21 protein-coding genes, 1 tRNA gene and 1 other RNA gene are annotated in these 23,354 nt (G+C 71.9%); 13 read left to right on the top strand and 10 right to left on the bottom strand.

From position 1 onward, the window contains the following. Positions 1-394: 394 nt before the first annotated feature. From ABIH81_RS09445 to ABIH81_RS09460, 4 genes are all read right to left on the bottom strand, one after another. On the bottom strand, positions 395-1,177 hold the full coding sequence (locus ABIH81_RS09445) for a transposase family protein (protein WP_349879929.1): 783 nt from the start codon (positions 1,175-1,177) through the stop codon (positions 395-397). 179 nt (positions 1,178-1,356) lie between these two features. Next, complete coding sequence (locus ABIH81_RS09450; RefSeq protein WP_349879930.1) at positions 1,357-1,878, bottom strand: hypothetical protein; 522 nt, start codon at positions 1,876-1,878, stop codon at positions 1,357-1,359. Continuing rightward, positions 1,875-2,489, bottom strand: coding sequence for a hypothetical protein (locus ABIH81_RS09455; protein WP_349879931.1), 615 nt, complete (start codon positions 2,487-2,489; stop codon positions 1,875-1,877). The genes ABIH81_RS09450 and ABIH81_RS09455 overlap by 4 nt, the downstream gene beginning before the upstream one ends. 51 nt (positions 2,490-2,540) lie before the next feature. Beyond that, a complete protein-coding gene (locus ABIH81_RS09460) occupies positions 2,541-3,053 on the bottom strand; it encodes an NUDIX hydrolase (RefSeq protein WP_349879932.1) in 513 nt (170 codons plus the stop codon). A 246-nt stretch (positions 3,054-3,299) separates the two neighbouring features. Between ABIH81_RS09460 and ABIH81_RS09465 the strand changes: the two genes are divergently transcribed. Together ABIH81_RS09465 and ABIH81_RS09470 are read left to right on the top strand one after the other, a co-directional pair. Next, a complete protein-coding gene (locus ABIH81_RS09465) occupies positions 3,300-3,632 on the top strand; it encodes a YciI family protein (RefSeq protein WP_030273827.1) in 333 nt (110 codons plus the stop codon). Next, positions 3,629-4,849, top strand: a complete 1,221-nt coding sequence (locus ABIH81_RS09470) for an RNA polymerase sigma factor (protein ID WP_349879933.1) — start codon at positions 3,629-3,631, stop codon at positions 4,847-4,849. The genes ABIH81_RS09465 and ABIH81_RS09470 overlap by 4 nt, the downstream gene beginning before the upstream one ends. A 70-nt stretch (positions 4,850-4,919) precedes the next feature. Here ABIH81_RS09470 and ABIH81_RS09475 read toward each other — a convergent pair. Continuing rightward, a tRNA-Ser gene (locus tag ABIH81_RS09475) sits at positions 4,920-5,004 on the bottom strand. 81 nt (positions 5,005-5,085) lie between these two features. On the opposite strand from ABIH81_RS09475, the gene ffs reads away from it, so the two are divergent. The 9 genes from ffs (at position 5,086) to ABIH81_RS09520 (ending at position 15,425) form a co-directional block, all read left to right on the top strand. Next, positions 5,086-5,175: signal recognition particle sRNA small type (gene ffs / locus ABIH81_RS09480), an RNA gene on the top strand. A 107-nt stretch (positions 5,176-5,282) separates the two neighbouring features. Beyond that, entirely contained in the window at positions 5,283-8,147 is a 2,865-nt protein-coding gene (locus tag ABIH81_RS09485) for a DNA polymerase III subunit gamma and tau (protein ID WP_349879934.1), read from the top strand. 108 nt (positions 8,148-8,255) lie between these two features. Then, positions 8,256-8,564, top strand: coding sequence for a YbaB/EbfC family nucleoid-associated protein (locus tag ABIH81_RS09490; RefSeq protein ID WP_030502117.1), 309 nt, complete (start codon positions 8,256-8,258; stop codon positions 8,562-8,564). 8 nt (positions 8,565-8,572) lie between these two features. Then, complete coding sequence (gene recR / locus ABIH81_RS09495) at positions 8,573-9,166, top strand: recombination mediator RecR (protein WP_013289050.1); 594 nt, start codon at positions 8,573-8,575, stop codon at positions 9,164-9,166. Positions 9,167-9,488: 322 nt separating this feature from the next. Beyond that, positions 9,489-11,150 (top strand): ABC transporter substrate-binding protein, encoded by a 1,662-nt coding sequence (locus ABIH81_RS09500; protein WP_349879935.1) that lies wholly within the window; start codon positions 9,489-9,491, stop codon positions 11,148-11,150. Between the two features lie 78 nt (positions 11,151-11,228). Next, positions 11,229-12,233 (top strand): ABC transporter permease, encoded by a 1,005-nt coding sequence (locus tag ABIH81_RS09505; protein ID WP_194803309.1) that lies wholly within the window; start codon positions 11,229-11,231, stop codon positions 12,231-12,233. Then, the gene (locus ABIH81_RS09510; protein WP_128137904.1) at positions 12,230-13,198 is read left to right on the top strand and encodes an ABC transporter permease; all 969 of its coding nucleotides are present in this window, start codon (positions 12,230-12,232) and stop codon (positions 13,196-13,198) included. The genes ABIH81_RS09505 and ABIH81_RS09510 overlap by 4 nt, the downstream gene beginning before the upstream one ends. An 11-nt stretch (positions 13,199-13,209) precedes the next feature. After that, positions 13,210-14,325, top strand: coding sequence for an ABC transporter ATP-binding protein (locus ABIH81_RS09515; RefSeq protein ID WP_349879936.1), 1,116 nt, complete (start codon positions 13,210-13,212; stop codon positions 14,323-14,325). Beyond that, complete coding sequence (locus ABIH81_RS09520) at positions 14,322-15,425, top strand: oligopeptide/dipeptide ABC transporter ATP-binding protein (protein WP_349879937.1); 1,104 nt, start codon at positions 14,322-14,324, stop codon at positions 15,423-15,425. Before ABIH81_RS09515 ends, ABIH81_RS09520 begins: the two co-directional genes overlap by 4 nt. Positions 15,426-15,477: 52 nt before the next feature. Here the strand turns inward: ABIH81_RS09520 and ABIH81_RS09525 are convergent, their stop codons facing one another. Beyond that, on the bottom strand, positions 15,478-15,930 hold the full coding sequence (locus ABIH81_RS09525) for a hypothetical protein (RefSeq protein ID WP_349879938.1): 453 nt from the start codon (positions 15,928-15,930) through the stop codon (positions 15,478-15,480). Then, complete coding sequence (locus ABIH81_RS09530; protein WP_349879939.1) at positions 15,912-16,571, bottom strand: HNH endonuclease family protein; 660 nt, start codon at positions 16,569-16,571, stop codon at positions 15,912-15,914. The genes ABIH81_RS09525 and ABIH81_RS09530 overlap by 19 nt, the downstream gene beginning before the upstream one ends. Positions 16,572-16,679: 108 nt before the next feature. On the opposite strand from ABIH81_RS09530, the gene ABIH81_RS09535 reads away from it, so the two are divergent. Continuing rightward, positions 16,680-18,116, top strand: a complete 1,437-nt coding sequence (locus ABIH81_RS09535) for an MFS transporter (protein WP_349879940.1) — start codon at positions 16,680-16,682, stop codon at positions 18,114-18,116. A gap of 116 nt (positions 18,117-18,232) precedes the next feature. Here ABIH81_RS09535 and leuA read toward each other — a convergent pair whose 3' ends face one another. Both leuA and ABIH81_RS09545 read right to left on the bottom strand, forming a co-directional pair. Further along, positions 18,233-19,978, bottom strand: a complete 1,746-nt coding sequence (gene leuA, locus ABIH81_RS09540) for a 2-isopropylmalate synthase (protein WP_349879941.1) — start codon at positions 19,976-19,978, stop codon at positions 18,233-18,235. 237 nt (positions 19,979-20,215) lie between these two features. Then, a complete protein-coding gene (locus ABIH81_RS09545; RefSeq protein ID WP_349879942.1) occupies positions 20,216-21,490 on the bottom strand; it encodes an MFS transporter in 1,275 nt (424 codons plus the stop codon). A 71-nt stretch (positions 21,491-21,561) separates the two neighbouring features. On the opposite strand from ABIH81_RS09545, the gene ABIH81_RS09550 reads away from it, so the two are divergent. Continuing rightward, positions 21,562-22,548: a DUF5937 family protein gene (locus ABIH81_RS09550; protein WP_349879943.1), complete on the top strand. Its 987-nt coding sequence runs from the start codon at positions 21,562-21,564 to the stop codon at positions 22,546-22,548. A 10-nt stretch (positions 22,549-22,558) separates the two neighbouring features. Here the strand turns inward: ABIH81_RS09550 and ABIH81_RS09555 are convergent, their stop codons facing one another. Beyond that, the gene (locus ABIH81_RS09555; RefSeq protein WP_349879944.1) at positions 22,559-23,320 is read right to left on the bottom strand and encodes a hypothetical protein; all 762 of its coding nucleotides are present in this window, start codon (positions 23,318-23,320) and stop codon (positions 22,559-22,561) included. Positions 23,321-23,354 lie beyond the last annotated feature (34 nt).

Genomic DNA, 23,354 nt, shown 5'->3' on the forward strand with positions numbered 1-23,354 from the left:
TTCACGCCCTCCGCGGGTTCAAATCCCGCCGCCACCGCCTTTGAAGAGGCGCAGCGCCGGTAGTCCAGGAGGACTGATCCGGGCGCTTCGTCGTTTCCGGCTTTCTCAAGTCGCCGTCGACTGATGCCGCTTGGTGGGCGGCGGCCACGGCGGTTCGGTGATGCTCGTCAGTCACCTCGCCGCCGGGCGGTTGCCTCCTTGGCCAGGTCGTCGATGATCCATTGCAACGCCGAGATGGCCGCCAGAGTACCGCAGGTAGCGAGGGTTCTGGTTCGACTTGGGCTCGCACTGCTGCCCGCATCGTCCACTACGTCATTGAAACCATGGAGCGCGTCAAGTTCGGAACCGCCTTCTGACCCGTAGTCCAGTTGGTCCGGCTTGCAGTGAGCCATTTTCATCCTGCGTAGCAGTCGGCTTCGACGCGGTGCAGGACGAGGATGGCCTGCACGATCGCGGTCGCTCGGTGTGGGCAGCAGCGCAGCTTGGTCAGGATTTTCCAGGTCTTGAGTGTGGCGATCGCGCGTTCGCCGCGGGCGCGGATCTTCGCGTGGGCCCGGTTGACGGCCTTTTGCCGGCGTGACAGCTTCGGCCGGAAGCGGCGCCGCTTGAACGGGGTGCGCACGCTGCCGCTGGCGCCTTGGTAGCCCTTGTCCGTGAAGGTCATCACGTCGGCGCTGGTCAGGGCGTCGATGATGCCGTGGGTGCGGGCGGCGGTCAGATCATGCGTCGAGCCGGGCAGCGCGGCCGAGGCCCAGACGAGACGCCCGGCCGCGTCGGCGATGACCTGCACGTTCACTCCGTGACGCTTGTGCTTCCCGGAGTAGTACGGCTTCTGGTTGGCGACCCGGTCGATCGGGATCAGGGTGCCGTCGAGGATTGCGTAGGCGAGCAGCCGGATCCTGGTCATGGCCGTGGCCAGGTCGTCGGTGGTCGCGGCGAGGAGGTCGATGGCCTCGCGGACATAACGCCAGGCCGTCGTGACGCCGATCTCGAATCCGGCGGCCAGGCGGGTCAGGGTGTCGCCATTGCGCAGGTGGGCCAGGGCGAGCAGGGCTTGCCGGCCGGGGTCGAGGCGTCGCCACCGGGACCGTCGCTGCTGGCGGCGGGTTCGGATGAGGGCAGCGAGGTGGTTCAGGCTGGCGGTGGACAACGGAATCGCGGCAGGGTAAGACAGCACAGCGAGGCTCCCGGTTGGGGCATCTGATCTTGGTCGATTGCTGTCTTACCGGGAGCCTCGTCCTACATGGACACCGGCCTCCCGCACCGCCCGTGACCTGCGCCGTCACGATGAAAATGGCTCAGTGCTTGGGTCGCCAGCCTGATTTGTCGCTCGTCATCTCTAAGACCGGTAGACGGTCAGCAGGGCCCGTAGCCCTCGTCGAAGAGGCGGCGGGCCCAGTCCGCGTACCCGGCGATGATTTCGCGGACGGTGACCCCGTCGTGCAGGAACAGGTACGCGCGGTCGCCGTCGCGGGCGAGCAGCCCGGCGAAGCGGTGACTGCCGGCCGGCGCCGGCAGGTCGACGGCGCCGGGGTACGCGGCGCGGACCTCGCCTACCGGCGTGCCGGCGCTGATGCCCTCGGGTGTGCTCATCGGATCGTCGAGCCAGAGCAGGACGAGCCGGTCGTCGACAAAGATCGGGCTGACCGACCCGTGCCCGACCAGCGCGGGACCGCAGGCCGCCTCGTCGGCGCGCAGCACACCGCGCCGGGTCAGGTCCGCCTCGGTGTCACCGAACTCCGCGTTGCGCAGGCCTTCCAGGCCAACCACCTGAGCGGCGCCGACCGGGCGGGCCGGCCACTGTGGATGAACGCCGCTGCCGGCTGCGGACGCGGCAGCAAGCAGCGCGGCGATAAAGCCGAATTGTCGTAGTTTCATGCAATCCCCCAGCCACCAACGGGACCGGGGCGATGAGGTTGCTGGTGCTGGTCGGATTGGCGCAGTTCCCACTCGTCGGCCAGCTCGTCCCAGTAGTCGGCGGACAGTCCGCGCCGGCCGTGCGCCAGCCAGCCGTCCGTGTCGCGCTCCAGGTGCAGGCCCAGCTCGGCGAACGGGTCGATCCACGCGCCCGGCTCCGCGCCGAGCCGGGCGAGCGCGGTGTTGATCGGCCACTCGGTACGCGGCCGGTCCAGCGTGGCGTCGTACCGCGGGCCCCAGCTCACCTCGCCGCCGAGCCAGACCACCGCCGACTGGTGGCCCAGGCCGCCCGCGAACTCCGCCTCCAGGTACGCCACCGGGCCGTTTCTCGACCAGCGGGCCAGCACCTCCGCCAGCGGCGGCGAGAGCACCAGCCGGAACGGACGCTCGGCGCGCGGCTCGTCGGTGGCGTAGTCCGGCAGTCCGCCGGTCAGTTCCTGCACGAGCTGCGGGGTGACCGGCAGCAGCGCGAAGTCCTGGCGGAGCGCGGCGAGCACCGCGTGGTCCAGGTCGGCGGTCTGCTCGCGAAGCAGCTCGACGTCGGCGACCACGCCGCTGAGCTGGTAACTCATCCGGTCCTCTCGGCGTCCACAGGCTGTGGATGGAACATGTGTACGACGGTCTCAGGTGGTTCCGTTGATCAGGTATCTCGGGCGTCCGTCGCTCAGCGCGGCCACCGCGTGACGCAGCCGATGCCAAACGTACGGGCGAAGCAGCGCCTGCGCATCACCGAGCGCAACGAATCGTGCGTCGGCCAGTTCGCCGTCAGCCGGTTTCAGCGGCTTGGCGGGAGGCAGTGCGCCGCCGTCGAAGATGAACATCAAGCTGTCGTCCCACGGGCCGTGCGGTGCCACCCAGTCCACGACCAGCAACGGTCCGACGCGCAGTTCGAGACCCAACTCCTCGCGTATCTCCCGCTCGGCGGCCAGGTGCGGCGGCTCGTTCGCCTCCGCCATGCCGCCCGGCAGGTCCCAGTCGGGCTTGTAGCGCGGATCTACCAAGAGGATGTCGCCGTCACCGTTGCGCAGCAGTACGTCGGCTCCCACCCGCTTCCGGGGCTGCCGCGCGTTGCCCTCGGCGAGGTGGACCTGCCAGGCTGCCGGATCTCGCTCGTACAGGGGACGCTCGTCGGCCATGCCGACGATTGTCGGCCGTCCTCACCCCGTCGGCAGCGGCAGCGCCACCCATCGCCGCTCCCGGATGGTGTCGCGAAGCCGGTCCAGAAGCTGTGGCACGTCCATGACTGCGACGAGCAGCCCCGGCGTTCGCGTACGAGAATCGCCTGATCGATCTCGGCGGAGGCTGTCGGATCGGGGCGGCGGCGTTCGTAGCCGGGGTGACGGCGGCCCGGCCGACGGCCGACGAGAGCGAAAGAGGGACCGATGGCGCAGTACCTGATCTCCGTACTCGACGACACCACAGGCTCGGCCACCGACGCGGAGATGGCCGCGATCGGTGAGTTCAACGAGCGGCTGCGAGCCGACGGCCACTGGGTCTTCGCCGGTGGGCTCGCGGCGCCGGAGACGGCCACGGTCGTGGACGCGCGGGGCGGGAGTCCGCTGCTCACCGACGGGCCCTACCTGGAGACGAAGGAGTACGTCGGCGGGTTCTGGATCATCGAGGCGCCGGACTTCGACGTGGCGCTGCCGCTCGCCGCGCTGGCGTCGCAGCGGTGCAACCGGCGGGTCGAGCTGCGGCCGTTCCTGGGCGCGTGACAGACGTCGGTGACGTGCTCACCCGGGTCCACCGCGAGGAGTGGGCCCGGGTGGTCGCCACGCTCGCGCGGCGGATCGGCGATCTCGACGTGGCCGAGGAGATGGCAGCCGACGCGTTCGCCGCCGCCGTCGAACGGTGGTCGGCCGACGGCGTACCGCCGAACCCCGGCGCGTGGCTCACCACCACCGCGTACCGCAGGGCCGTCGACCGGATCCGGCGCGAGAGCCGGCGGGAGGACAAGCACCGGGAGGCGCTCATGCTGGCCGACGTCCCGGAACCGCTTGGTGTCATCGACGACGACCGGCTCCGCCTGATCTTCACCTGCTGCCACCCGGCGCTGGCGATGGAGGCGCGGGTGGCGCTGACGCTGCGCCTGGTCGGCGGGCTCACCGTGCCGGAGATCGCGCGGGCGTACCTGGTCCAGGAGCCCGCCATGGGCAGACGGATCACCAGGGCCAAGACGAAGATCAAGGCGGCCGGGATCCCGTACCGGGTGCCGTCACGAGAGGACCTGCCGGCCCGGGTCAGCGGCGTGCTCGCCGTCCTGTACCTGATCTTCAACGAGGGCTACCTCGCGTCCGACCCCGGCAAGGAGGCGGTCCGCGCCGACCTGACCGCCGAGGCGATCCGGCTCACCCGGCTGGTCCGTACGCTGCTGCCCGACGACCACGAGGCCACCGGACTCCTGGCCCTGATGCTGCTCACCGAGGCCCGCCGGCCCGCCCGGGTGTCCGCGGCAGGCGAACTCGTCGTCCTCGCCGAGCAGGACCGCGGCGCCTGGAACCGCGAGCTGATCGCCGAGGGGCACGCCCTGGTCCGCGCGTGCATCGCCGCCGGCCGGCCGCCGGGCCGCTACCAGATCCTCGCCGCGATCAACGCCGTCCACACCGACGCCCGCGACGCGCGGGACACCGACTGGGCGCAGGTCGCCGCGCTCTACGACCATCTGGTACGCGTCGACCCGTCGCCGATCGTGCGACTCAACCGGGCGGTGGCGGTCGCCGAACTGGACGGGCCGCAGGTCGCGCTGGCGGAGGTGGACGGGTTGCCGCTGGAGGGCTATCACGCGTACCACGCGACGCGGGCCGAGTTGTTGCGCCGGATGGGGCGGGGTGCGGAGGCGCGGGCGGCGTACGACCGGGCGATCGAGTTGGCGGGCAACAGCGCGGAGACGGCGTACCTGAAGCGGCGGCGGGACCAGTTGGGCGGCGGGTGAGGGTGCCGGAGGACGACTCAGGGCCGGTCCCCGTGGGGGCCGGCCCTGTCGTTCTTCCTGCTCAAGAGAGCGGAGGATACGAGATTCGAACTCGTGAGGGTGTAAACCCAACACGCTTTCCAAGCGTGCGCCCTAGGCCTCTAGGCGAATCCTCCGCGAGCCAGGATACAGGTCTCCCGACGGCGGGCCACTCCACCCTCCCGGAAGATCCACAACCCTTCGGGTAGGCTTGGCGTCACCTCCCGTGCGGCGGTACCTCGTGAACCTCCCCAGGGCCGGAAGGCAGCAAGGATAAGCGAGCTCTGCCGGGTGCACGGGAGGCCTTTCTGTCTCCCGGGCCGGGTAACGTCGCTGCGGGTCGGGTCACGGGGTGGTGGGTGGTCACCCGGGGCCGACCGGCGCAGAATGGCTCGGTCGAGAGGAGGCGGGACGGGTGGCACTGGCCCTTTACCGCAAGTACCGGCCGCGGACGTTCGCCGAGATGATCGGCCAGGAGCAGGTCACCGAGCCGCTGTCACAGGCGCTGCGCAGCGGGCGGCTCAACCACGCCTACCTCTTCTCCGGCCCGCGTGGTTGCGGCAAGACCTCCAGCGCCCGGATCCTGGCCCGTTCGCTCAACTGTGAGCAGGGCCCCACTCCGGAGCCGTGCGGGCAGTGCGACTCGTGCCGCGGGCTGGCTCCCGACGGCGGCGGCTCGATCGACGTCATCGAGATCGACGCGGCCAGCCACGGTGGTGTCGACGACGCCCGTGAGCTGCGCGAGAAGGCGTTCTTCGCCCCGGCCCGCAGCCGCTTCAAGATCTACATCATCGACGAGGCGCACATGGTCTCGTCGGCTGGCTTCAACGCCCTGCTCAAGCTGGTCGAGGAGCCCCCGGAGTACGTCAAGTTCATCTTCGCCACCACCGAACCGGAGAAGGTCCTCGGCACGATCAAGTCGCGGACCCACCACTACCCGTTCCGGCTGTTCCCGCCGAAGGTGGTCCGCCCCTACCTCGAGCAGCTCTGCGAGGCAGAAGGCGTCAAGGTCGAGCCGGCGGTCTTCCCGCTGGTGGTTCGCGCCGGCGGGGGCAGCATGCGCGACAGCCTCTCCGTGCTCGACCAGCTCATCGCGGGCGCCGGCCCGGAGGGCGTCGACTACGCCCGGGCGGCCGCGCTGCTCGGCGTCACCGACGCCGCGCTGATCGACGAGATGTGCGACGCGCTCGCCGCCGGTGACGGCGCCGCCGCGTACGCCACCGTCGACCGGGTCGCCGAAGCCGGGCACGACTCGCGCCGCTTCGCCTCCGACCTGCTGGAACGTCTCCGCGACCTGATCGTCCTGCAGCAGGTGCCGGACGCCGCCGCCAGGGGCCTCATCGACGGCCCGGCCGACCAGATCGAGCGGATGGCCGCCCAGGCCCAGCGCCTCGGCCCGGCCACGCTGTCCCGCTGCGCCGACATCGTGCACAACGGCCTGGTCGAGATGCGCGGCACCACAGCGCCGCGGCTGCTGCTGGAGCTGATCTGCGCGCGCATGCTCCTGCCCGGCGCGGACGACTCCTCCGCCGGCCTGCTCCAGCGCCTGGAGCGGATGGAGCGCCGGCTGACGCTCGGGGGCGCCGAGCTGCCGCCGGCCGCCGCCGACTCCGCGCACCCCACCCAGAACCAGGGGGTACGCCCGGCGGCTCCCGCCCCGGGCGCGGCTGCCGCCGCGGTCCACGCGGATACCGCCGGCACGCCGGCGGCTGCCGGCGCCCCGACCGGTGCCGCCGCCGCCCGTGCCGCTGCCGCCGCTGCGGCGGGTGCCCGGAACGCCGCACCCGGTTCCCGTCCGGCCGGCCCCGCCACCGGTTCCCGTCCGGCCTCGAACGGTGTGGGCACCGATTCCCGTCCCGCGGCCGGTGCGGTTGCCGAGTCCGGCCCGGCGTCTGCCGACTCCGGCCCGCGCTCCGCCCCGGTGGCGACCGAAGCGGCCGCGGGTGCCGGGGTCCACACCGACACGGACGCCGGGTTCCCCGCGCCGGCCGCCTCCGATCGCGCCGCCGCCGGCTCGACGACGTCCGGTCAGGCCGCTGCCCGACGTCCGGTACCGCCGTCCGCGGTGATGCCCGACCCGGCCACGCCCGAGCCGCCCCGCCCCGGAGCGGGCAATCCCGGCGCGCTCGACGCGGTCGCGGTGCGCCGGGTCTGGCCCGAGGTGGTCGGCAAGGTCAACCGGAGCAACAAGCGGATCGCCGCGCTGATGCGGGACGCGGTGGTACGCGACCTGGACGGCGACACGCTCGTGCTGACCGTGAAGTCGACGGTGCTGGCGAAGATGATGGCCGACCACGCCGCCGTGCTGACCGACGCGCTCTACGAGGAGCTGGGCGGCCGCTGGCAGATCCGCTGCGAGGTGGCCGGCGAGCGTGGCGCGTCCTCACTCGGTGGCCCGTCCCGTCCGTCCGGAGCGAGTCGCGCGCAGGCCGACGCGGCACCGGCCCGTAGCGCGCCCGACAGCGCTCCGGCCCGCCCGGCGGCCGCCCCGCCCGGTCCGGCGTCCGACGCCGGGCCCGGCCGCCCGGATTCCGGGGCGGTAGGCGCCGCTCACGGCCGTCCGGACGCCGACGCAGCCGACGCCGGGCCGGGCCGTCCGGATTCCGGTGCCGTCGGGCACTCGACGTCCGGCGTCGCCCCGGGACAGCCGGTCTCCGGCTCGGGTTCGCCCGGCGTCTCGCACCGGCCGACGGCGACCGCTGCTGCCGACCAGGCCGGCGAGGAGGACTGGCCGGAGCCGGCCCGACTCGGTGGCGCGGCCCCCGGCACGGCCTCGGCCACCGGCACCGCCTCGGCGGCGAGCGCCGGCGACGCGGAGGACTGGCCGGCGGCGGCCCGTCCGGGCGGGGGCACGGCAACCGCTACCGCGCCTGTCGTCGTACCCAAGCCTGCCGCACCCGCGGCGGCGCCGGCGCCTGCCGGTGGGGCGAGGCCGGCGGGGGCGAAGAACAGCGCGATCGCGGCGGCGCGTGCGGCCGCGGCGGCGGCCGCTGCGGGCGGTGGTCCCGGCAAGGGGCCGCGCGCGGCGCAGCCGGCGCGGAAGACGGCTGACGCCGAGTGGGCGGGCGAGCCGCCCTACGACCCGGACTACGACGGCCCGGTGCGGGGCGGGGGCGCGCCCGCGGCGGCGCCCGCCTACGAGGGGTTCGATCCGGGTGACGAGCCGTTGGACGACGTGATCGACGAGCGGACCGCCCGGCAGTCGAGCGAGGAGCAGGCGGTGCAGCTGCTGCGCGAGACGTTCGGGGCGGAGAAGATCGACGAGGTGGACGCGCGCTGAGCGCGCGCCGACCGCGATTCAGCGGTGCCGTGGCCCGACTAGGCTGGGCGCGGCCGAGCAGACGAGTGGAAGAAGGAGCGGTCCGTGCGCCCAGGTGGACAGCCGAACATGCAGCAGATGCTGAAGCAGGCGCAGAAGATGCAGCAGCAGATCGCCAAGGCCCAGGCCGAGCTGGCCGAGGCGGAGCTGACCGGCACCGCGGGCGGCGGCCTGGTCACCGCTACCGTCGCCGGTACCGGTGAGCTGAAGGCGATCAAGATCGACCCGAAGGCGGTCGACCCGGAGGACGTCGAGACGCTCGAGGACCTGGTGGTCGCGGCCGTGCACAACGCCGCCGAGGCGGCCCGCGAGCTGACCGAGAAGAAGATGGGCCCGGTCGCGGGCGGCATGGGCGGCCTCGGCCTGCCCGGGTTCTGAGCCGGCAGATGTACGAGGGTGCCATCCAGGATCTGATCGACGAGCTGGGCCGGTTGCCGGGCGTGGGCCCGAAGAGTGCCCAGCGGATCGCGTTCCACGTGCTGTCGGCGGATCCGGCCGACGTCAACCGGCTGGCCGGCGCGCTGCGCAAGGTCAAGGACCTGGTCCGGTTCTGCACGACCTGCTACAACGTGGCCGAGTCGGAGCAGTGCCGGATCTGCCGCGACCCACGGCGTACCGATGAGGTGCTCTGTGTGGTCGAGGAGCCGAAGGACGTGGTGGCGATCGAGCGGACCGGCGAGTTCCGCGGGCGCTACCACGTGCTCGGCGGCGCGATCAATCCGCTGGAGGGCATCGGCCCGGACAACCTGCGGATCCGTGAGCTGATGACCCGCCTCGGCGGCGGCGAGGTCCGCGAGCTGATCCTCGCCACCGACCCGAACACCGAGGGCGAGGCGACCGCCACCTATCTGGCTCTGATGGTCAAGCCGATGGGGATCGCGGTGACCCGGCTCGCGAGTGGACTGCCGGTCGGCGGCGACCTGGAGTACGCCGACGAGATCACGCTGGGCCGGGCCTTCGAGGGCCGACGGGCCGTCTGAATTCAGTCGTACCGCCGCCGGCGGGTGCCCTCCGGGGTGCCCGCCGGACGTGTCTCCGGGCCGGGCCGGGACGCCCGTCGATCTAACAGGAACGTGCGTCCGGGACCGGATCGACGTAATAAATTCGCCCTTCAAACCGACGAAAGTTCGGCGTCGTAAGAGATTCTCCTTCGATTCGTATGCCTCGTTGCGGAACAGACACGATTCGATACCAACCCGCCCCCCGCCCGTTTCCGCGCCGTCCAACCGAGGGCTAAGGTCTGCGCACATCGGTGACCCTGTCACCACGTTGTCCGTACCCCCAAGGACGAGGTGAAGCACCATGCGTGCATCCAGGCCGAAGGTCGCAATCGCGGCCGTCGCGGTCGCGGCCCTCGCGGTTGCAGGCTGCGCCGAGAGCAACCGTGAGAGTGGCTCCGGAGATAGCAAGAAGGACACCCTCGTCTTCGGCGTCGCCGGAGACCCGAAGGTGCTCGACCCCAGCTTCGCCAGCGACGGTGAGTCGCTGCGCGTGGCGCGCCAGGTCTTCGAGACCCTGGTCCGTCCGGAGGAGGGCGGCACCAAGGTGACGCCGGGCCTCGCCGAGTCCTGGACGCCGGATGCGGCGGGCACGACCTGGACCTTCAAGCTCCGCTCGGGTGTCAAGTTCCACGACGGCACCGACTTCAACGCCGAGGCCGTCTGCGCCAACTTCAACCGCTGGTACAACGCCAAGGGCCTCATGCAGAGCCCGGACGTGACCGCGTACTGGCAGGACGTCATGGGCGGGTTCGCCAAGAACGAGAACCCGGACCTGCCGCCGAGCCTCTTCAAGTCCTGCACCGCCAAGGACGCCACCACCGTGGACCTGGCGTTCACCCGGGTCTCCAGCAAGATCCCGGCCGCGCTCATGCTGCCGTCGTTCTCGATGCAGAGCCCGAAGGCGATGGAGCAGTACGACGCCAGCAACGTGACCGGCACTGCCGAGGACATCAAGTACCCGGCGTACGCGATGGAGCACCCGACCGGCACCGGCCCGTTCAAGTTCAAGGCGTGGGACGTCGCGAACAAGTCGCTCACCATCGAGCGCAACGACGACTACTACGGCGACAAGGCCAAGCTGAAGACCATCATCTTCAAGACGATCTCGGACGAGAACGCCCGCAAGCAGGCGCTCCGCTCGGGTGACATCCAGGGCTACGACCTGGTCGGCCCGGCCGACGTCGAGCCGCTGAAGAAGGAGGGCTTCAACGTCCTCACCCGGCCCGCCTTCAACATCCTCTACCTGGCGATCAACCAGAAGGGGAACCCGAAGCTGGCCGACCTGAAGGTCCGGCAGGCCATCGCGCACGCGCTGAACCGGCAGGCCCTGGTCGACTCGAAGCTGCCCCCGGGCGCCAAGGTCGCGATGAACTTCTTCCCGGACACCGTCGAGGGCTGGAACGGCGACGTCACCAAGTACGACTACAACCCGGAGAAGGCCAAGCAGCTGCTGGCCGAGGCCGGCGCGTCGAACCTGACGCTGAAGTTCCACTACCCGACCGAGGTCACCCGGCCGTACATGCCGAACCCGAAGGACATCTTCGAGCTGCTCTCGGCGGACCTCAAGGCGGTCGGCATCAACGTCCAGGCCATCCCGCTGAAGTGGAGCCCGGACTACCTCAACGCGACCACCTCCGGCGCCAAGCACGACCTGCACTTCCTCGGCTGGACCGGTGACTACGGCGACGCGTACAACTTCATCGGCACCTTCTTCGACCGCCCGAAGGACGAGTGGGGCTTCAACAACCCCCAGCTCTTCGCGCAGTTCAAGGACGCCGACACCACCGCCGACGCGGCGGCCCGTACGGAGAAGTACAAGGCACTGAACAAGTCGATCATGGACTTCCTGCCGGGTGTGCCGATTTCGCACTCCCCGCCGGCGATCGTGTTCGGCAAGGACGTGACCGGGATCAAGGCGAGCCCGCTCACCGACGAGCGGTACGCGACCGCAGAGTTCAAGTGATCTGAAGGCACCGTACGCGGGCGGGCGCTGTGACCACAGCGCCCGCCCGCACCCCTCCGCACACCCTCCGAGGCGCCCGTGTTCCGGTTCATCATCAGACGCCTGCTACAGCTGATACCAACGCTGTTCGGGCTCTCCGTCCTGCTGTTCATCTGGCTCCACCGACTTCCCGGCGGGCCCGAGACCGCGATCCTCGGTGAACGGGGCACGCCCGAGACGCGCGCCGCCATCCGGCGCAACCTCGGCCTCGACGAGCCGATCCTGGTCCAGTACGCCCGCTTCCTGCGGCGGATGATCCGGCTGGACCTGGGCACCTCGACCGGTACGAAGCGGGCCGTAACCACGGAGTTCGTGGAGCGGTTCCCCGGCACCGTCGAGCTGACGATCATGGCCATGATCCTCGCGGTCGGCATCGGCATCCCGCTCGGCTACCTGGCCGCCCGCCGTCGCGGCCGGTTCCTCGACCACGCCTCGGTCGGCGGATCGCTCATCGGCATCTGCATCCCGGTCTTCTTCCTGGCGTACGTGCTCAAGGCGATCTTCGCGGAGAACCTGGGCTGGTTCCCCTCCAGCGGCCGGCAGGACCCGACCATCGGGGCGACCCGGGTCACCAACTTCTTCGTCCTCGACGGGCTCATGACCCGCGAGTGGGACGCCGCCGCCGACGCGCTCTGGCACCTCGTGCTGCCGGGCATCGCGCTCGCCAGCATCCCGCTCGCGATCATCGTCCGGATCACCCGGGCCAGCGTGCTGGAGGTGCTCAACGAGGACTTCGTCCGGACCGCCGAGGCCAAGGGCCTGACCGAGCGGACCGTACGGCGCCGGCACGTGCTGCGTAACGCCATGCTGCCGGTGGCCACCTCGATCGGTCTCCAGACCGGTCTCCTGCTCTCCGGCGCGGTGCTCACCGAGACCGTGTTCGCGTTCAGCGGCATCGGCGCGTTCGTCGCCGAGTCGATCAGTCAGCGCGACTACCCGGTGCTGATGGGCTTCATCATGATCATTGCGGTGGTGTACGTGCTGGTGAATCTCCTGGTCGACCTCTCCTACAGCGTGATCGACCCGAGGGTGAGGGTGCGATGACCATCACCACTGGCAAGAAGCGCGAGAAGATCGACCGGCTCGCCGAGCTGGCCGCCCGCGACGACGAGCAGGGGGTGAGCCTCTGGAAGGAGGCGTTCCGCCGGCTGCGGCGCAACCCGGCGGCCGTCATCGGCGTGGTCATCCTGGCGGTCTTCGTCCTGGTCGCGGTCATCGGGCCGTTCCTCGTCCCGTACAGCCCGACGGATTCCATCGGCATCCGCGAGGGCCTGGTCAAGTCCGGCCAGGGCATCATCCCGGGCGTCTCCGCCGACCACTGGCTCGGCTTCGACCACCAGGGCCGGGACGAGTTCAGCCGGCTCATCGTCGGCGCCCGGCAGACGCTGCTCGTCGGCGTCGTCTCCACCCTGATCGGTCTCGCGGTCGGCGCGCTGATCGGCGGCGTCGCCGGTGCCGCGGCCGGCCTCGGCGGGCGCTGGGGCCGCTGGATCGACACCACCCTGATGCGCTTCATCGACATGCTGCTGGCCATGCCGAGCCTGCTGCTCGCGGTGAGCATCGCGGCGCTGCTCGGCGCCAGCCTCACCACCGTGATGATCGCCGTCGGTGTGGTGTCTGTGCCGATCTTCGCCCGGCTGCTGCGCGGCTCGATGATCGCCCAGTCCAACAGCGACTACGTGCTGGCCGCGACGTCGCTCGGCGTGAAGCGGTCCAAGATCGCCCTCACCCACGTGGTGCCGAACTCGATCGCCCCGGTCATCGTGCAGGCCACGCTGACGCTCGCGACCGCGATCATCGAGGCGGCCGCGCTGTCCTTCCTCGGTCTCGGCAACCCCGACTCGGCCATCCCGGAGTGGGGCGTCATGCTCGCCGACGCGCAGCCGTACCTGGGCATCCGGCCGGGCCTGGCGATCTATCCGGCGCTCGGCATCATCATCACCGCGCTGGGGTTCACCCTGCTCGGTGAGGCGATGCGCGAAGCCCTCGATCCGAAGCTGCGGAAGTAGGTCAGTCAGTCATGGCACTGCTCGAAGTGGACGACCTCTCCGTCACGTTCGCCCGTCGTGGGCAGCGCACCGTGCACGCGGTGGACGGGGTGTCCTTCTCGGTCGACGCCGGCGAGGTGGTCGGCCTGGTCGGCGAGTCCGGCTGCGGCAAGAGCGTCACGTCGCTGGCCATCATGGGTCTGCTGCCCAAGCAGCCGGGCCTGCGGGTCGGCGGCAAGGCGGTCTTCGACGGCACCGACCTGCTCCAGCTCGACGACCGGTCCCGCCGCGACATTCGCGGCCGGGACGTGGCGATGATCTTCCAGGATCCGCTGTCCTCGCTGAACCCGGTCATCCCGATCGGGCTCCAGGTGACCGAGGTGCTCGCCCGGCACCGGGGCATGAAGGGCGAGGCGGCCACCAAGGAGGCGGCCGACCTGCTCGACCGGGTGGGCATCCCGGACCCGCGGCGGCGGCTGAAGGAGTACCCGCACCAGCTCTCCGGCGGCATGCGGCAGCGGGCGCTGATCGCCATGGCGGTCGCCTGCCAGCCCCGGCTGCTGATCGCCGACGAGCCGACCACCGCGCTCGACGTCACCATCCAGGCGCAGATCCTGGAACTGCTCAAGGATCTGGTCCGGGACTCCGGCACCGCCCTGGTCATGATCACCCACGACCTCGGCGTGGTGGCCGGCATGTGCGACACCATCAACGTGCTGTACGCCGGCCGGGTGGTGGAGACGGCCACCCGCCGTCCGCTGTTCCGCCAGCCCCGGCACCCGTACACCGAGGGTTTGCTCGGTTCGGTGCCCCGCCTGGACGCCGGCCGCGGCGAACGGCTGAACCCCATCCCCGGCTCGGTGCGTGACGTGCTGCCCTGGCCGGACGGCTGCGCGTTCGCCCCGCGTTGCGCCCGCCGCGTCGACGCGTGCGTGGGCGAGCCGCCGGAGCTGGTGCTCACCCACGACGCGCGCAGCTACCGCTGCGTCAACCCGGTGCCGGTCCCCGGCCTGACCCCGGAGGCGGACGCCCGGGCGACCGAGCCGACGACGACCGAGCCGGGTGCGGTGCCGGCCCAGGCCGAGCCGGCCGAACCGCCCGCCGTGCCCGGCTCCGGACCGGCTCCGCGCGAGGAGGAGACCCCATGAGCGACGACGACATCCTCGTCGAGGTCCGCGACCTGAAGGTGCACTTCCCGATCCGCCGGGGCGTGCTGTTCGACCGGACGGTCGGGCACGTCAAGGCGGTCGACGGGGTCGACCTGAGCATCCCGCGCGGCAAGACGTACGGGCTGGTGGGCGAGTCGGGCTGCGGCAAGTCCACGCTCGGCCGGGCCCTGCTCCAGCTCAACCCGCCGACCAGCGGCGAGGTGAAGTTCGACGGCGTGGAGCTGACCACGCTGCCCTCCGGCAAGCTGCGCTCGATGCGCCGCCGGATGCAGATGATCTTCCAGGATCCGATGTCCAGCCTGGATCCCCGGCAGAACGTCGAGTCGATCCTGACCGAGGGCCTCCAGACCCACGGCATCGGCACGAACCGGGACGACCGGCGGCGGATCATCGGCGAGACGCTCGACGCGGTCGGCCTGCCGAAGTGGGCGCTGTCCCGCTACCCGCACGAGTTCTCCGGCGGCCAGCGCCAGCGCATCGGCATCGCCCGCGCGCTGGTCCTCGGCCCGGAGCTGATCGTCGCCGACGAGCCGGTCTCCGCGCTGGACGTGTCGATCCAGGCGCAGGTGGTGAACCTGCTCGACGAACTCCAGGACAGCCTCGGCCTCACCTACCTGGTCATCGCGCACGACCTGGCCGTGGTGCGGCACATCTCCGACGTGGTCGGCGTGATGTACCTGGGCGCGCTGGTGGAGGAGGCGCCGAGCGACCGGCTCTACACCGAGCCGCTGCACCCGTACACCCGGGCGCTGATGTCGGCTGTGCCGGTGCCGGACCCGGACGTGGAGGACCGGCGCGAGCGCATCCTGCTCGCCGGTGACCTGCCGTCGCCGGCGAACCCGCCGTCGGGCTGCCGGTTCCACACCCGCTGCCCCTGGGCGCAGCCGACCCGCTGCGCCGACGAGCGGCCGGAGCTGCGCTCGATCGGCGCCAGCCGGGTGGCCTGCCACTGGGCCGAGCAGATCGCCGCCGGTGAGCTGCGCCCGCACGAGGTGACCGCGAAGATCACCCGGCCGGAGGGCGACGGCGAGGAACCCGGCGTGGTCTCCGCGCCGAGCGAGCCCGGATCGTACGTCTGACACGACGAGCGCGTCCCCGCCCGGCCCGGGTGGGGACGCGCTTGCTCGCCGGTCAGCCCTCGGGGCGGTTGAGCAGGCCCACCGCGATGGTGTGCACGGTGTCCAGCGCGGCCGGGTCGGCCAGCGGCGCGGAGCCGCCGGTGACCGCGTACCACTCGTCGGCGTCCTTGTACTGCACCCGCAGCGTCACCCGGCCGTCGGCGTGCTCGGTGCGCAGCGTCAACTCGCCGGTCACCACGCCCACCTCGTCCGTCATGACCCCGCCCGGACCGGCGGTGATGTCAGTGGTGCGGTCCGCCGGTCCGGCCGGCGCGCCCCCGGCCGGTGCGCCGGGCACCGCGTCGGCGGTCATGCCCGCCCCGGCGACGTCGGCGGGCGCCGGCTGCCGGCCGTCAGCCGTCATCCCGGCCGAGGCCGGACCGGCCGGTGCGGACTCCGGGGCCGGTGCGGCGCCTGCCTCCGGGGCCGGTGTGGCGTCCGGCCCGGTCACGGTTTGCTCGCCCATGTGCAGCCCTCCAGCATGTCGGTGAGAGCGGCCTTCTCGGCACTTGTCACAGTCAGCCGCCAGTAGTGCTTGACCGTCACCCAGTCCGCCGCGTACTGACACCAGGACGACCGGTTCGGCGGCTTCCACTGGGACGGATCCTGGTCACCCTTTGCCCGGTTGGACCGCGCCGAAACCGCGATGAGCTGCGGCCGGGTCAGGTCGTTGGCGAAGTCGCCGCGCTTCGAGTCGTCCCACTCGTCCGCGCCCGAGCGCCACGCGGCGGCCAGCGGCACGGTGTGGTCGATGTCCACGTCCGACGGATCGTTGAGCACCACGCCGTCGTAGACGCTCTCCCACCGGCCGCCCACCACGTTGCAGCCGGACAGCTTGATGCCCTCGCCGTCGCGTTGCAGCACGCTGTCGCGTACGTCGCAGTTCTTGCCGGTGTCGCGCCAGTGCGGGAAGCGGGAGCGGCTGTAGCCCTTCATCGACCCGGCGGTGGCCACGGTCAGCTCACCGAGCTGCTTGTTGACGTTCCCGGCGGCACTCGGCGGCGCCTCCGGCTCGCTGACCGACACGTCGCAGCCGGCCACGCCGAGGGCGAGCACCGCGCTCAGCGCGGCCGCCAGCCCGGCTCGGGCTCCTGATCTGGTACGCACAGACGACACCTCTCCAGCTTGCGTGCTCCGGGCGAGTCCGCACAGTACCCGGCGGCGGTTTCCGCGATTCGTGGCGTCGAAGGTGGGCGGCGGGCAGAGTGATGAGACGTGACCGCACCCGCTTCCGCGCTGCGTACCGGCTCCGCCGCCGGACGCGGCACGCTGCTCGCCGCGATCCTCGCCTCCGGCATGGTGTTCCTGGACACCACAGTCGTCAACGTCGCGCTGCCGCGCCTCGGCGCCGAGCTGGACGCCACAGTCGCCGGTCTGCAGTGGACAGTGAACGGCTACCTGCTCATGCTCGCCGCGTTCGTGCTGCTCGGCGGCGCGCTCGGCGACCGGTTCGGCCGGCGGCGGATCTTCCTGCTCGGCGTGGTCTGGTTCGCGGTGGCGTCGGTGCTCTGCGGGCTGGCCCAGGACACCGGATGGCTCGTCGCCGCCCGGTTCCTCCAGGGCGCCGGCGGGGCGCTGCTCACCCCCGGCTCGCTGTCGGTGCTCCAGGCCAGCTTCCACCCGGACGACCGGGGCCGGGCGATCGGCACCTGGTCCGGGCTGTCCGGGGTGTCCACGGCGCTCGGCCCGCTGCTCGGCGGCTGGCTGATCGACACGCTCTCCTGGCGGTGGATCTTCTTCGTCAACCTGCCGCTGGCCGTCGGCGTGGTGCTCGCCGCGCTGCGCTGGGTGCCGGAGAGCCGGGACGAGGAGGCGTCGCGTACCGGGGAGGGGCGTCGGTTCGACATGGCCGGGGCGCTGCTCGGCGCGCTCGCGCTCGGCGGAGTCACGTACGCGCTGATCGACGCACCGGCGCGCGGCCTGGACTCCCCGGCGGTGCTGGTCGCGGCGGTGCTCGGGGTGGCCGCCGTGGTGGTCTTCGTGCTCGTCGAGCGGCGGCGCGGCGACACCGCGATGCTGCCCACCGGGCTGTTCTCCAGCCGGCTGTTCTCCGTGCTGAACGTCTTCACAGTGGTGGTGTACGCGGCGCTCGGCGGGTTCACCTTCTTCCTCGCCGTCTACCTGCAGAACGTGGTCGGCTGGTCGGCGCTGCTCACCGGCCTGGCGACGGTGCCGATGACGGTGCTGCTGCTCGTCGGCTCGCCACGTGCGGGTGCGCTGTCGGCCCGCATCGGCCCCCGGCTGCCGCTCACCGTCGGCCCGGTGATCGCCGCGGCGGGCCTGTTGCTGTTGCGCCGGGTCGGGCCGGGCGCGTCGTACTGGGTGGACGTGCTGCCAGGCGTGGCGCTGTTCGGCGCCGGGCTCACGCTCGTGGTGGCGCCGCTGACCACATCGGTGCTCGGCGCGGTCTCGGACCGCTTCGCCGGGGTGGCGAGCGGCTTCAACAACGCCGCCTCCCGGGCCGGCGGCCTGCTCGCGGTGGCCGCGCTGCCGCTGCTGGTCGGGCTCTCCGGCACCGGGTACGAGCAGAAGGGCGCGCTGGCCGACGCGTACCGGGGGGCGCTGGCGTGGTGCGCCGGGCTGCTGCTGGCCGGCGCGGTGCTCGCCGCCGTGCTGATCCACCGCCCGGTGAAAGGAGGGGCCCCCTCTTAACGCCTCCGGTAGAGGAGGGGCCCCTTCTTAACAAGGACGCCCGAATGGTGCGGGGTGTTAAGCGGGGCCCCTTCCTATGCGTGAAGCGTTAAGAAGGGGCCCCTCCTTACAACATCTCAGGCGCGGGTGCGGTTCACCGCGCTCGTGACCGCCTTGATCGAGGCGGTGACGATGTTGGCGTCCACTCCGACGCCCCACACCGTGCGGCCGTCCACCTCGCACTCCACGTACGCGGCTGCCTGCGCGTCACCGCCGGAGGACAGCGCGTGCTCGTGGTAGTCGAGCACCCGTACCGCCACGCCCAGGGACTGCAGCGCGTTGACGTACGCGTCGATCGGGCCGTTGCCCACGGCGGTGAGCGCTCGGGTCTCGCCGCCGAAGCCGACGCGGGCGTCGATCTCGACCTTGCCGTCGACGGTGCCGATGGTGTAGTCGGCCAGCTTCACGGCCGGGTCGACCTGGTGGTCGACCAGGTAGTTGCGGGCGAAGATCTCCCACATCGCGCCCGGCTCGACCTCGCCGCCGTCGTGGTCGGTGACCTGCTGCACCACGCCGGAGAACTCGATCTGGAGGCGGCGCGGCAGGTCGAGCTGGTGCTCGGTCTTCATGATGTACGCGACGCCGCCCTTGCCGGACTGCGAGTTGACCCGGATGACCGCCTCGTAGGTGCGGCCCAGGTCCTTCGGGTCGATCGGCAGGTAGGGCACCGCCCAGGTGTAGTCGTCGACCGGCACCCCGGCCGCCGCCGCGTCGGCGTTCAGCGCGGCGAAGCCCTTGTTGATCGCGTCCTGGTGCGAGCCGGAGAACGCGGTGTAGACCAGGTCGCCCGCGTACGGGTGGCGCTCGTGCACCGGCAGCTGGTTGCAGTACTCCACGGCGCGCTTGATCTCGTCGATGTTCGAGAAGTCGATCATCGGGTCGATGCCCTGGGAGAACATGTTCAGGCCCAGCGTCACCAGGTCGACGTTGCCGGTGCGCTCGCCGTTGCCGAACAGGCAGCCCTCGATCCGGTCGGCGCCGGCCAGCAGGCCCAGCTCGGCGGCGGCCACGCCGGTGCCCCGGTCGTTGTGCGGGTGCAGGCTCAGCACCAGGCTGTCCCGCCGGGGCAGGCGCCGGTGCATCCACTCGATCGAGTCGGCGTAGACGTTCGGCATCGCCATCTCGACGGTGGCCGGCAGGTTGATGATCAGCTTCCGGTCCGGCGTCGGGTCGATCACGTCGATCACCGCCGAGCAGACCTCCAGCGCGTACTCCAGCTCGGTGCCCGTGTACGACTCCGGCGAGTACTCGTAGTGGATGTCGGTGTCCGGGGTGTGGATCTCCGCGTACTTCTGGCACAGCCGCGCGCCCTGCGTGGCGATGTCGGTGATGCCGTCGCGGTCCAGGCCGAAGACCACCCGGCGCTGGAGCGTCGAGGTGGAGTTGTAGAAGTGCACGATGGCCCGGCGCGCGCCGCGCAGCGACTCGAAGGTCCGCTCGATCAGGTGCTCCCGGCACTGGGTCAGCACCTGGATGGTGACGTCCTCGGGGATCAGGTCCTGCTCGATCAGCTGCCGTACGAAGTCGTAGTCGGTCTGGCTCGCCGACGGGAAGCCGACCTCGATCTCCTTGTAGCCCATCTGTACCAGGAGCTGGAACATCCGCCGCTTGCGCTCCGGCGACATCGGGTCGATCAGCGCCTGGTTGCCGTCGCGGAGGTCGACTGCGCACCAGCGGGGCGCGGCCTCGACGCGGCGGGTCGGCCAGGCGCGGTCCGGCAGGTCGACGCCGAACTCACGGTCGTACGGGACGTAGCGGTGGACCGGCATCCGGCTGGGGCGCTGGCGGGCGAACGGATCGGTCTCGGTGACAGGTTGAGCCATCTCGGAGTGCTCCCTGGAACATGTGGCGTCAGCAGATCGGAAGGTGTCGGCGAGATGCCGGGCGACGGTGCGCGGCGGTGCCGAGAAGAAGATCGGATGTGCTGGACGGCGCGTTTCTACTCCGCGACGAGGTGCCGGCCGGTCAGGCCTCGTCGCGGCAGCCAAGGAGAAGGTACGCGCGCCACATGACAAGGTCACCCTACGTGGTGGGACGGGTGGTGGGAAGGCCGGTCCGGACTATGGGACCAGAGTCACGGAGTCGGTGGACTTCGCCACGCCCGGTAGCCGAGGTGTCCGCTCCGCCCAGGTCACCGCGGGCACGATCGCCAGCCCGACCAGGACGAACAGCGCCGCGGCCGGGTACCAGCCCCAGCCGCCGGTGCTCACGCCCAGCGCGGTCAGCCCGGCCGGCGCGATCAGGAACTGCAACTGGGAGCCGAGCCCGAACGCGCCGACGTAAGCGCCGCGCTGGGCGGCGGGCGGCAGCGTGGCGGTGAGTCCCCAGGTGCCCGCCGACTCGATCAGCTCCGCCAGGATGAGCAGCGTCGCGGCGGCCACCAGCGCCACCACGGTGAGCGCTCCCCGGGTCGCGCCGGAAACCGGCAGGACCAGGCAGAACAGGGCGATCAGCACCGCGCCCCGACGGGACGCCCGGGCCGCGCCCGGCGCGGTGTCCGCGCCCCGGCTGGCCCGTACCTGGAACAGCACGACCAGGACGGTGTTGAGCAGTACCAGCGCGGCGATGATCGTCTTCGGCGCGTCGGTGTGGGTCAGGATCCACAGCGGCATCACCGTCAGGTAGAGCGTCTGATGTGCGGTGAGCAGCCCGGAGAGCAGCGCGACGGTCATGAACGGGCGGTCGCGCAGGACCGCCAGCCGGCTCATCGGCTCGGCCGGGCGGGTCACCTCCGGCAGTCGCGGCAGCCGGCGGACGAAACCGGCGGTCACCAGGAAGACCACGGCGATGAACCAGACCATCCCGCGGTACGCCCAGATCGTGTCGACGGCCAGCACCAGGCCGCTGATCAGGGCGCCCACCCCGAAGCCGACGTTCAGCGAGGAGCGCTGGTAGGCCATCGCGGTGACCCGTTCCTCCGGCCGCAGCACGTTGATCGAGTAGACCTGGCGGGCCACGCCGGTCGCCGAACCCGTCACGGCCAGCGCGATCACCACCGCGACGAACCCGGCGAAGCCGCCGACGAACGGATACGCCGCGAACAGCGCCGCGTCGAGCAGCAGGCAGACGATCCACACCCGCTGCGGCCCGTACCGGTCGGTGAGCCCGCCCAGTGGCACGGTGCCGAGCAGCGACGCCCCGGCGGCCAGGGACAGGCCGAGCCCCACCTGGGCCGGGCTCAACCCGAGCGCCCGGGTGAAGAAGACGGCGCTGCCGGCCTGGAACAGGCCGTGACCGACGGCGAACACCATGGCCTGCACGGCCAGGGCGCGGGTCAGACCGGCCGGCGGTACGACGTGACGGACGGCGGTGCGGATGCTTTCTCTGGCCCCCATGACCGGTGAGCAAACCGTGTCCCCACGGTCCGGTCGAGCCTTTTAGGCTGAGCCGAATCCGGGAGGTGCGCATGTCCGAGTTGCGGTTCACGCTGACCGATGTCGCAGGCGTGCGGTTCGGCGTGTCACCGGCCAACGAGACGGTCATGAGCTTGTGGGCGCTGGCCGAGCCGGCCCGCTACCCGGTGCACCTGCCCTGGACCGACCGGGCCCGGGCGACGCTGCGCCGCCCGGAGGTGGCCGGGCGGGTCCGCCCGCTGGTGGAGCTGACCCTGCCGCGCCGCTGGCTGCCGGACTTCCTCACCCCGGCGGCCCGGCCGGGCGTGGAGATGCCCGAGCAGCTCGACCAGATCGCGGCGACGCCGCCCGACGTGGTGGTCCGGGACCTGCTGGCGACCGCCCCGAGCCGACCGCTACGCCCGTTCGGGCGGGCGCTGCTCGCCGACCCGGCCGGGCTGCTGCCGCAGCTCGTCGAGGCGCTGCGGGTCTGGTACGACGAGGCGATCGCCCCGGACTGGCCGCGGATGCGGGCGCTGCTGGACGCCGACGTCGCGTACCGGGCGGCCCAGCTCGCCGAGGGCGGCACGGGGAAGCTGTTCGAGCGACTCCACCCCAGCCTGCGGTGGCTCGGTGACCGGGTGGTCAGCGACGACCCGTTCGAGCGGGACTTCGACCTGCGGGGGCGGGGGCTGGCGCTGAATCCGAGCGTGTTCACGCACCAGCGGGTGCTGTGGAACCTGCTGGAGGACTCGATGCCGGCCGGGGCGTACCCGGTCCGGGCGGTCGGGACGCTCTGGGAACGCGGACCCGAACCGGCCGGCGACGCGCTCGCCCGGGTGGTCGGCGGCGGCCGGGCCGCGTTGCTGCACCTGCTCGACGCGGCGACGACCACCACGGACCTCGCCCGGCTCACCGGGCTGTCCGCCGGGAACGTGTCCCAGCACCTCGCCGCGCTGCACGCCGCCGGTCTCGTCGTCCGGTCCCGGGCCGGGCGGCACGTGCTCTACCGCAACACCGAGGTCGGTGCCGCGTTGCTCCGCGCGGCGCGAGGCGGCTGAGCGGGACGCGTCACGGCGTACCGGGGCTCGGGGCGTCCCGGCTCACCGGCTCGCCGTCGGTCACCGCGCCGGCCAGCTCGACGGTGCCCGGCGCGGCGCCCGGTTCGCCGGTCAGCGTCAGGGTGCCGAATCCGGCCCGGACGGCCGCTGGTGTGCCGTCCTCCCGGAAGCAGTAGATGCCCACGTCCAGCGGCGCGTTCAGCGACGCCGAGGTGCTGTCGACCGTGTAGCACGGGCCGTCGGCGCCGGGTAGCGGCTCGGCGGGGGAGACCGCGAGCGGCGCGCGCCGGTCGGTCAGCACCTCCAGCCAGTCGGTGAACGGGTGCTGCACCCGGGGGTCGAGCCGGCGCGGCACGGCGTCGTCGGCGTCGCCGAGGCGGACGCAGGTCGCCGCCTGTGCCCAGCCGGCCGACGGCAGCGCGCACTGGAACAGCCCGTCGGAGGTGCCGGCGAGCGAGACGTCCACCGTGCCGGCGTGCCCCCAGCCGGGCACGTCGACCCGCCAGCTGCCGTCGTTGGCGCTGGTGAAGGCCACCGTGCGGGGGGTGCCCTCGGCGGGCGCGAACGCGTACGTGGCGGTGAGGTGCCGGTCCTGCGCCGCCGCGGCCAGCCCGGCCAGTTCCTCGCGGGCGGCGTCGACCTGCACCGGGACCGGGTCGGCGGTGCCGGTGGGCGCCGCCTCGGGACGGCCGCCGTCGCAGGCGGCCAGCAATGCCGGCAGGGTGAGCGCGAGCACGCCGGTCAGGCGGGCCGCACGTCGATGAGCGTGCACCGGCTCATTCTGCGTCGTCGGCATGGTCCCGGTC

This window comes from Micromonospora sp. HUAS YX12 (genome assembly GCF_040215685.1).
Classification (GTDB): Bacteria; Actinomycetota; Actinomycetes; order Mycobacteriales; family Micromonosporaceae; genus Micromonospora; species Micromonospora tulbaghiae.

Excerpts from the sequence above, each read along its gene's own strand:
- ABIH81_RS09550 (WP_349879943.1), top strand. The coding sequence starts at position 21,562 with ATGTCCGAGTTGCGGTTCACGCTGACCGATGTCGCAGGCGTGCGGTTC.
- ABIH81_RS09500 (WP_349879935.1), top strand. The coding sequence starts at position 9,489 with ATGCGTGCATCCAGGCCGAAGGTCGCAATCGCGGCCGTCGCGGTCGCG.
- recR (WP_013289050.1), top strand. The coding sequence starts at position 8,573 with ATGTACGAGGGTGCCATCCAGGATCTGATCGACGAGCTGGGCCGGTTG.
- leuA (WP_349879941.1), bottom strand. The coding sequence starts at position 19,978 with ATGGCTCAACCTGTCACCGAGACCGATCCGTTCGCCCGCCAGCGCCCC.
- ABIH81_RS09455 (WP_349879931.1), bottom strand. The coding sequence starts at position 2,489 with ATGAGTTACCAGCTCAGCGGCGTGGTCGCCGACGTCGAGCTGCTTCGC.
- ABIH81_RS09510 (WP_128137904.1), top strand. The coding sequence starts at position 12,230 with ATGACCATCACCACTGGCAAGAAGCGCGAGAAGATCGACCGGCTCGCC.
- ABIH81_RS09460 (WP_349879932.1), bottom strand. The coding sequence starts at position 3,053 with ATGGCCGACGAGCGTCCCCTGTACGAGCGAGATCCGGCAGCCTGGCAG.
- ABIH81_RS09520 (WP_349879937.1), top strand. The coding sequence starts at position 14,322 with ATGAGCGACGACGACATCCTCGTCGAGGTCCGCGACCTGAAGGTGCAC.
- ABIH81_RS09525 (WP_349879938.1), bottom strand. The coding sequence starts at position 15,930 with ATGGGCGAGCAAACCGTGACCGGGCCGGACGCCACACCGGCCCCGGAG.
- ABIH81_RS09450 (WP_349879930.1), bottom strand. The coding sequence starts at position 1,878 with ATGAAACTACGACAATTCGGCTTTATCGCCGCGCTGCTTGCTGCCGCG.
- ABIH81_RS09515 (WP_349879936.1), top strand. The coding sequence starts at position 13,210 with ATGGCACTGCTCGAAGTGGACGACCTCTCCGTCACGTTCGCCCGTCGT.
- ABIH81_RS09490 (WP_030502117.1), top strand. The coding sequence starts at position 8,256 with ATGCAGCAGATGCTGAAGCAGGCGCAGAAGATGCAGCAGCAGATCGCC.
- ABIH81_RS09465 (WP_030273827.1), top strand. The coding sequence starts at position 3,300 with ATGGCGCAGTACCTGATCTCCGTACTCGACGACACCACAGGCTCGGCC.
- ABIH81_RS09545 (WP_349879942.1), bottom strand. The coding sequence starts at position 21,490 with ATGGGGGCCAGAGAAAGCATCCGCACCGCCGTCCGTCACGTCGTACCG.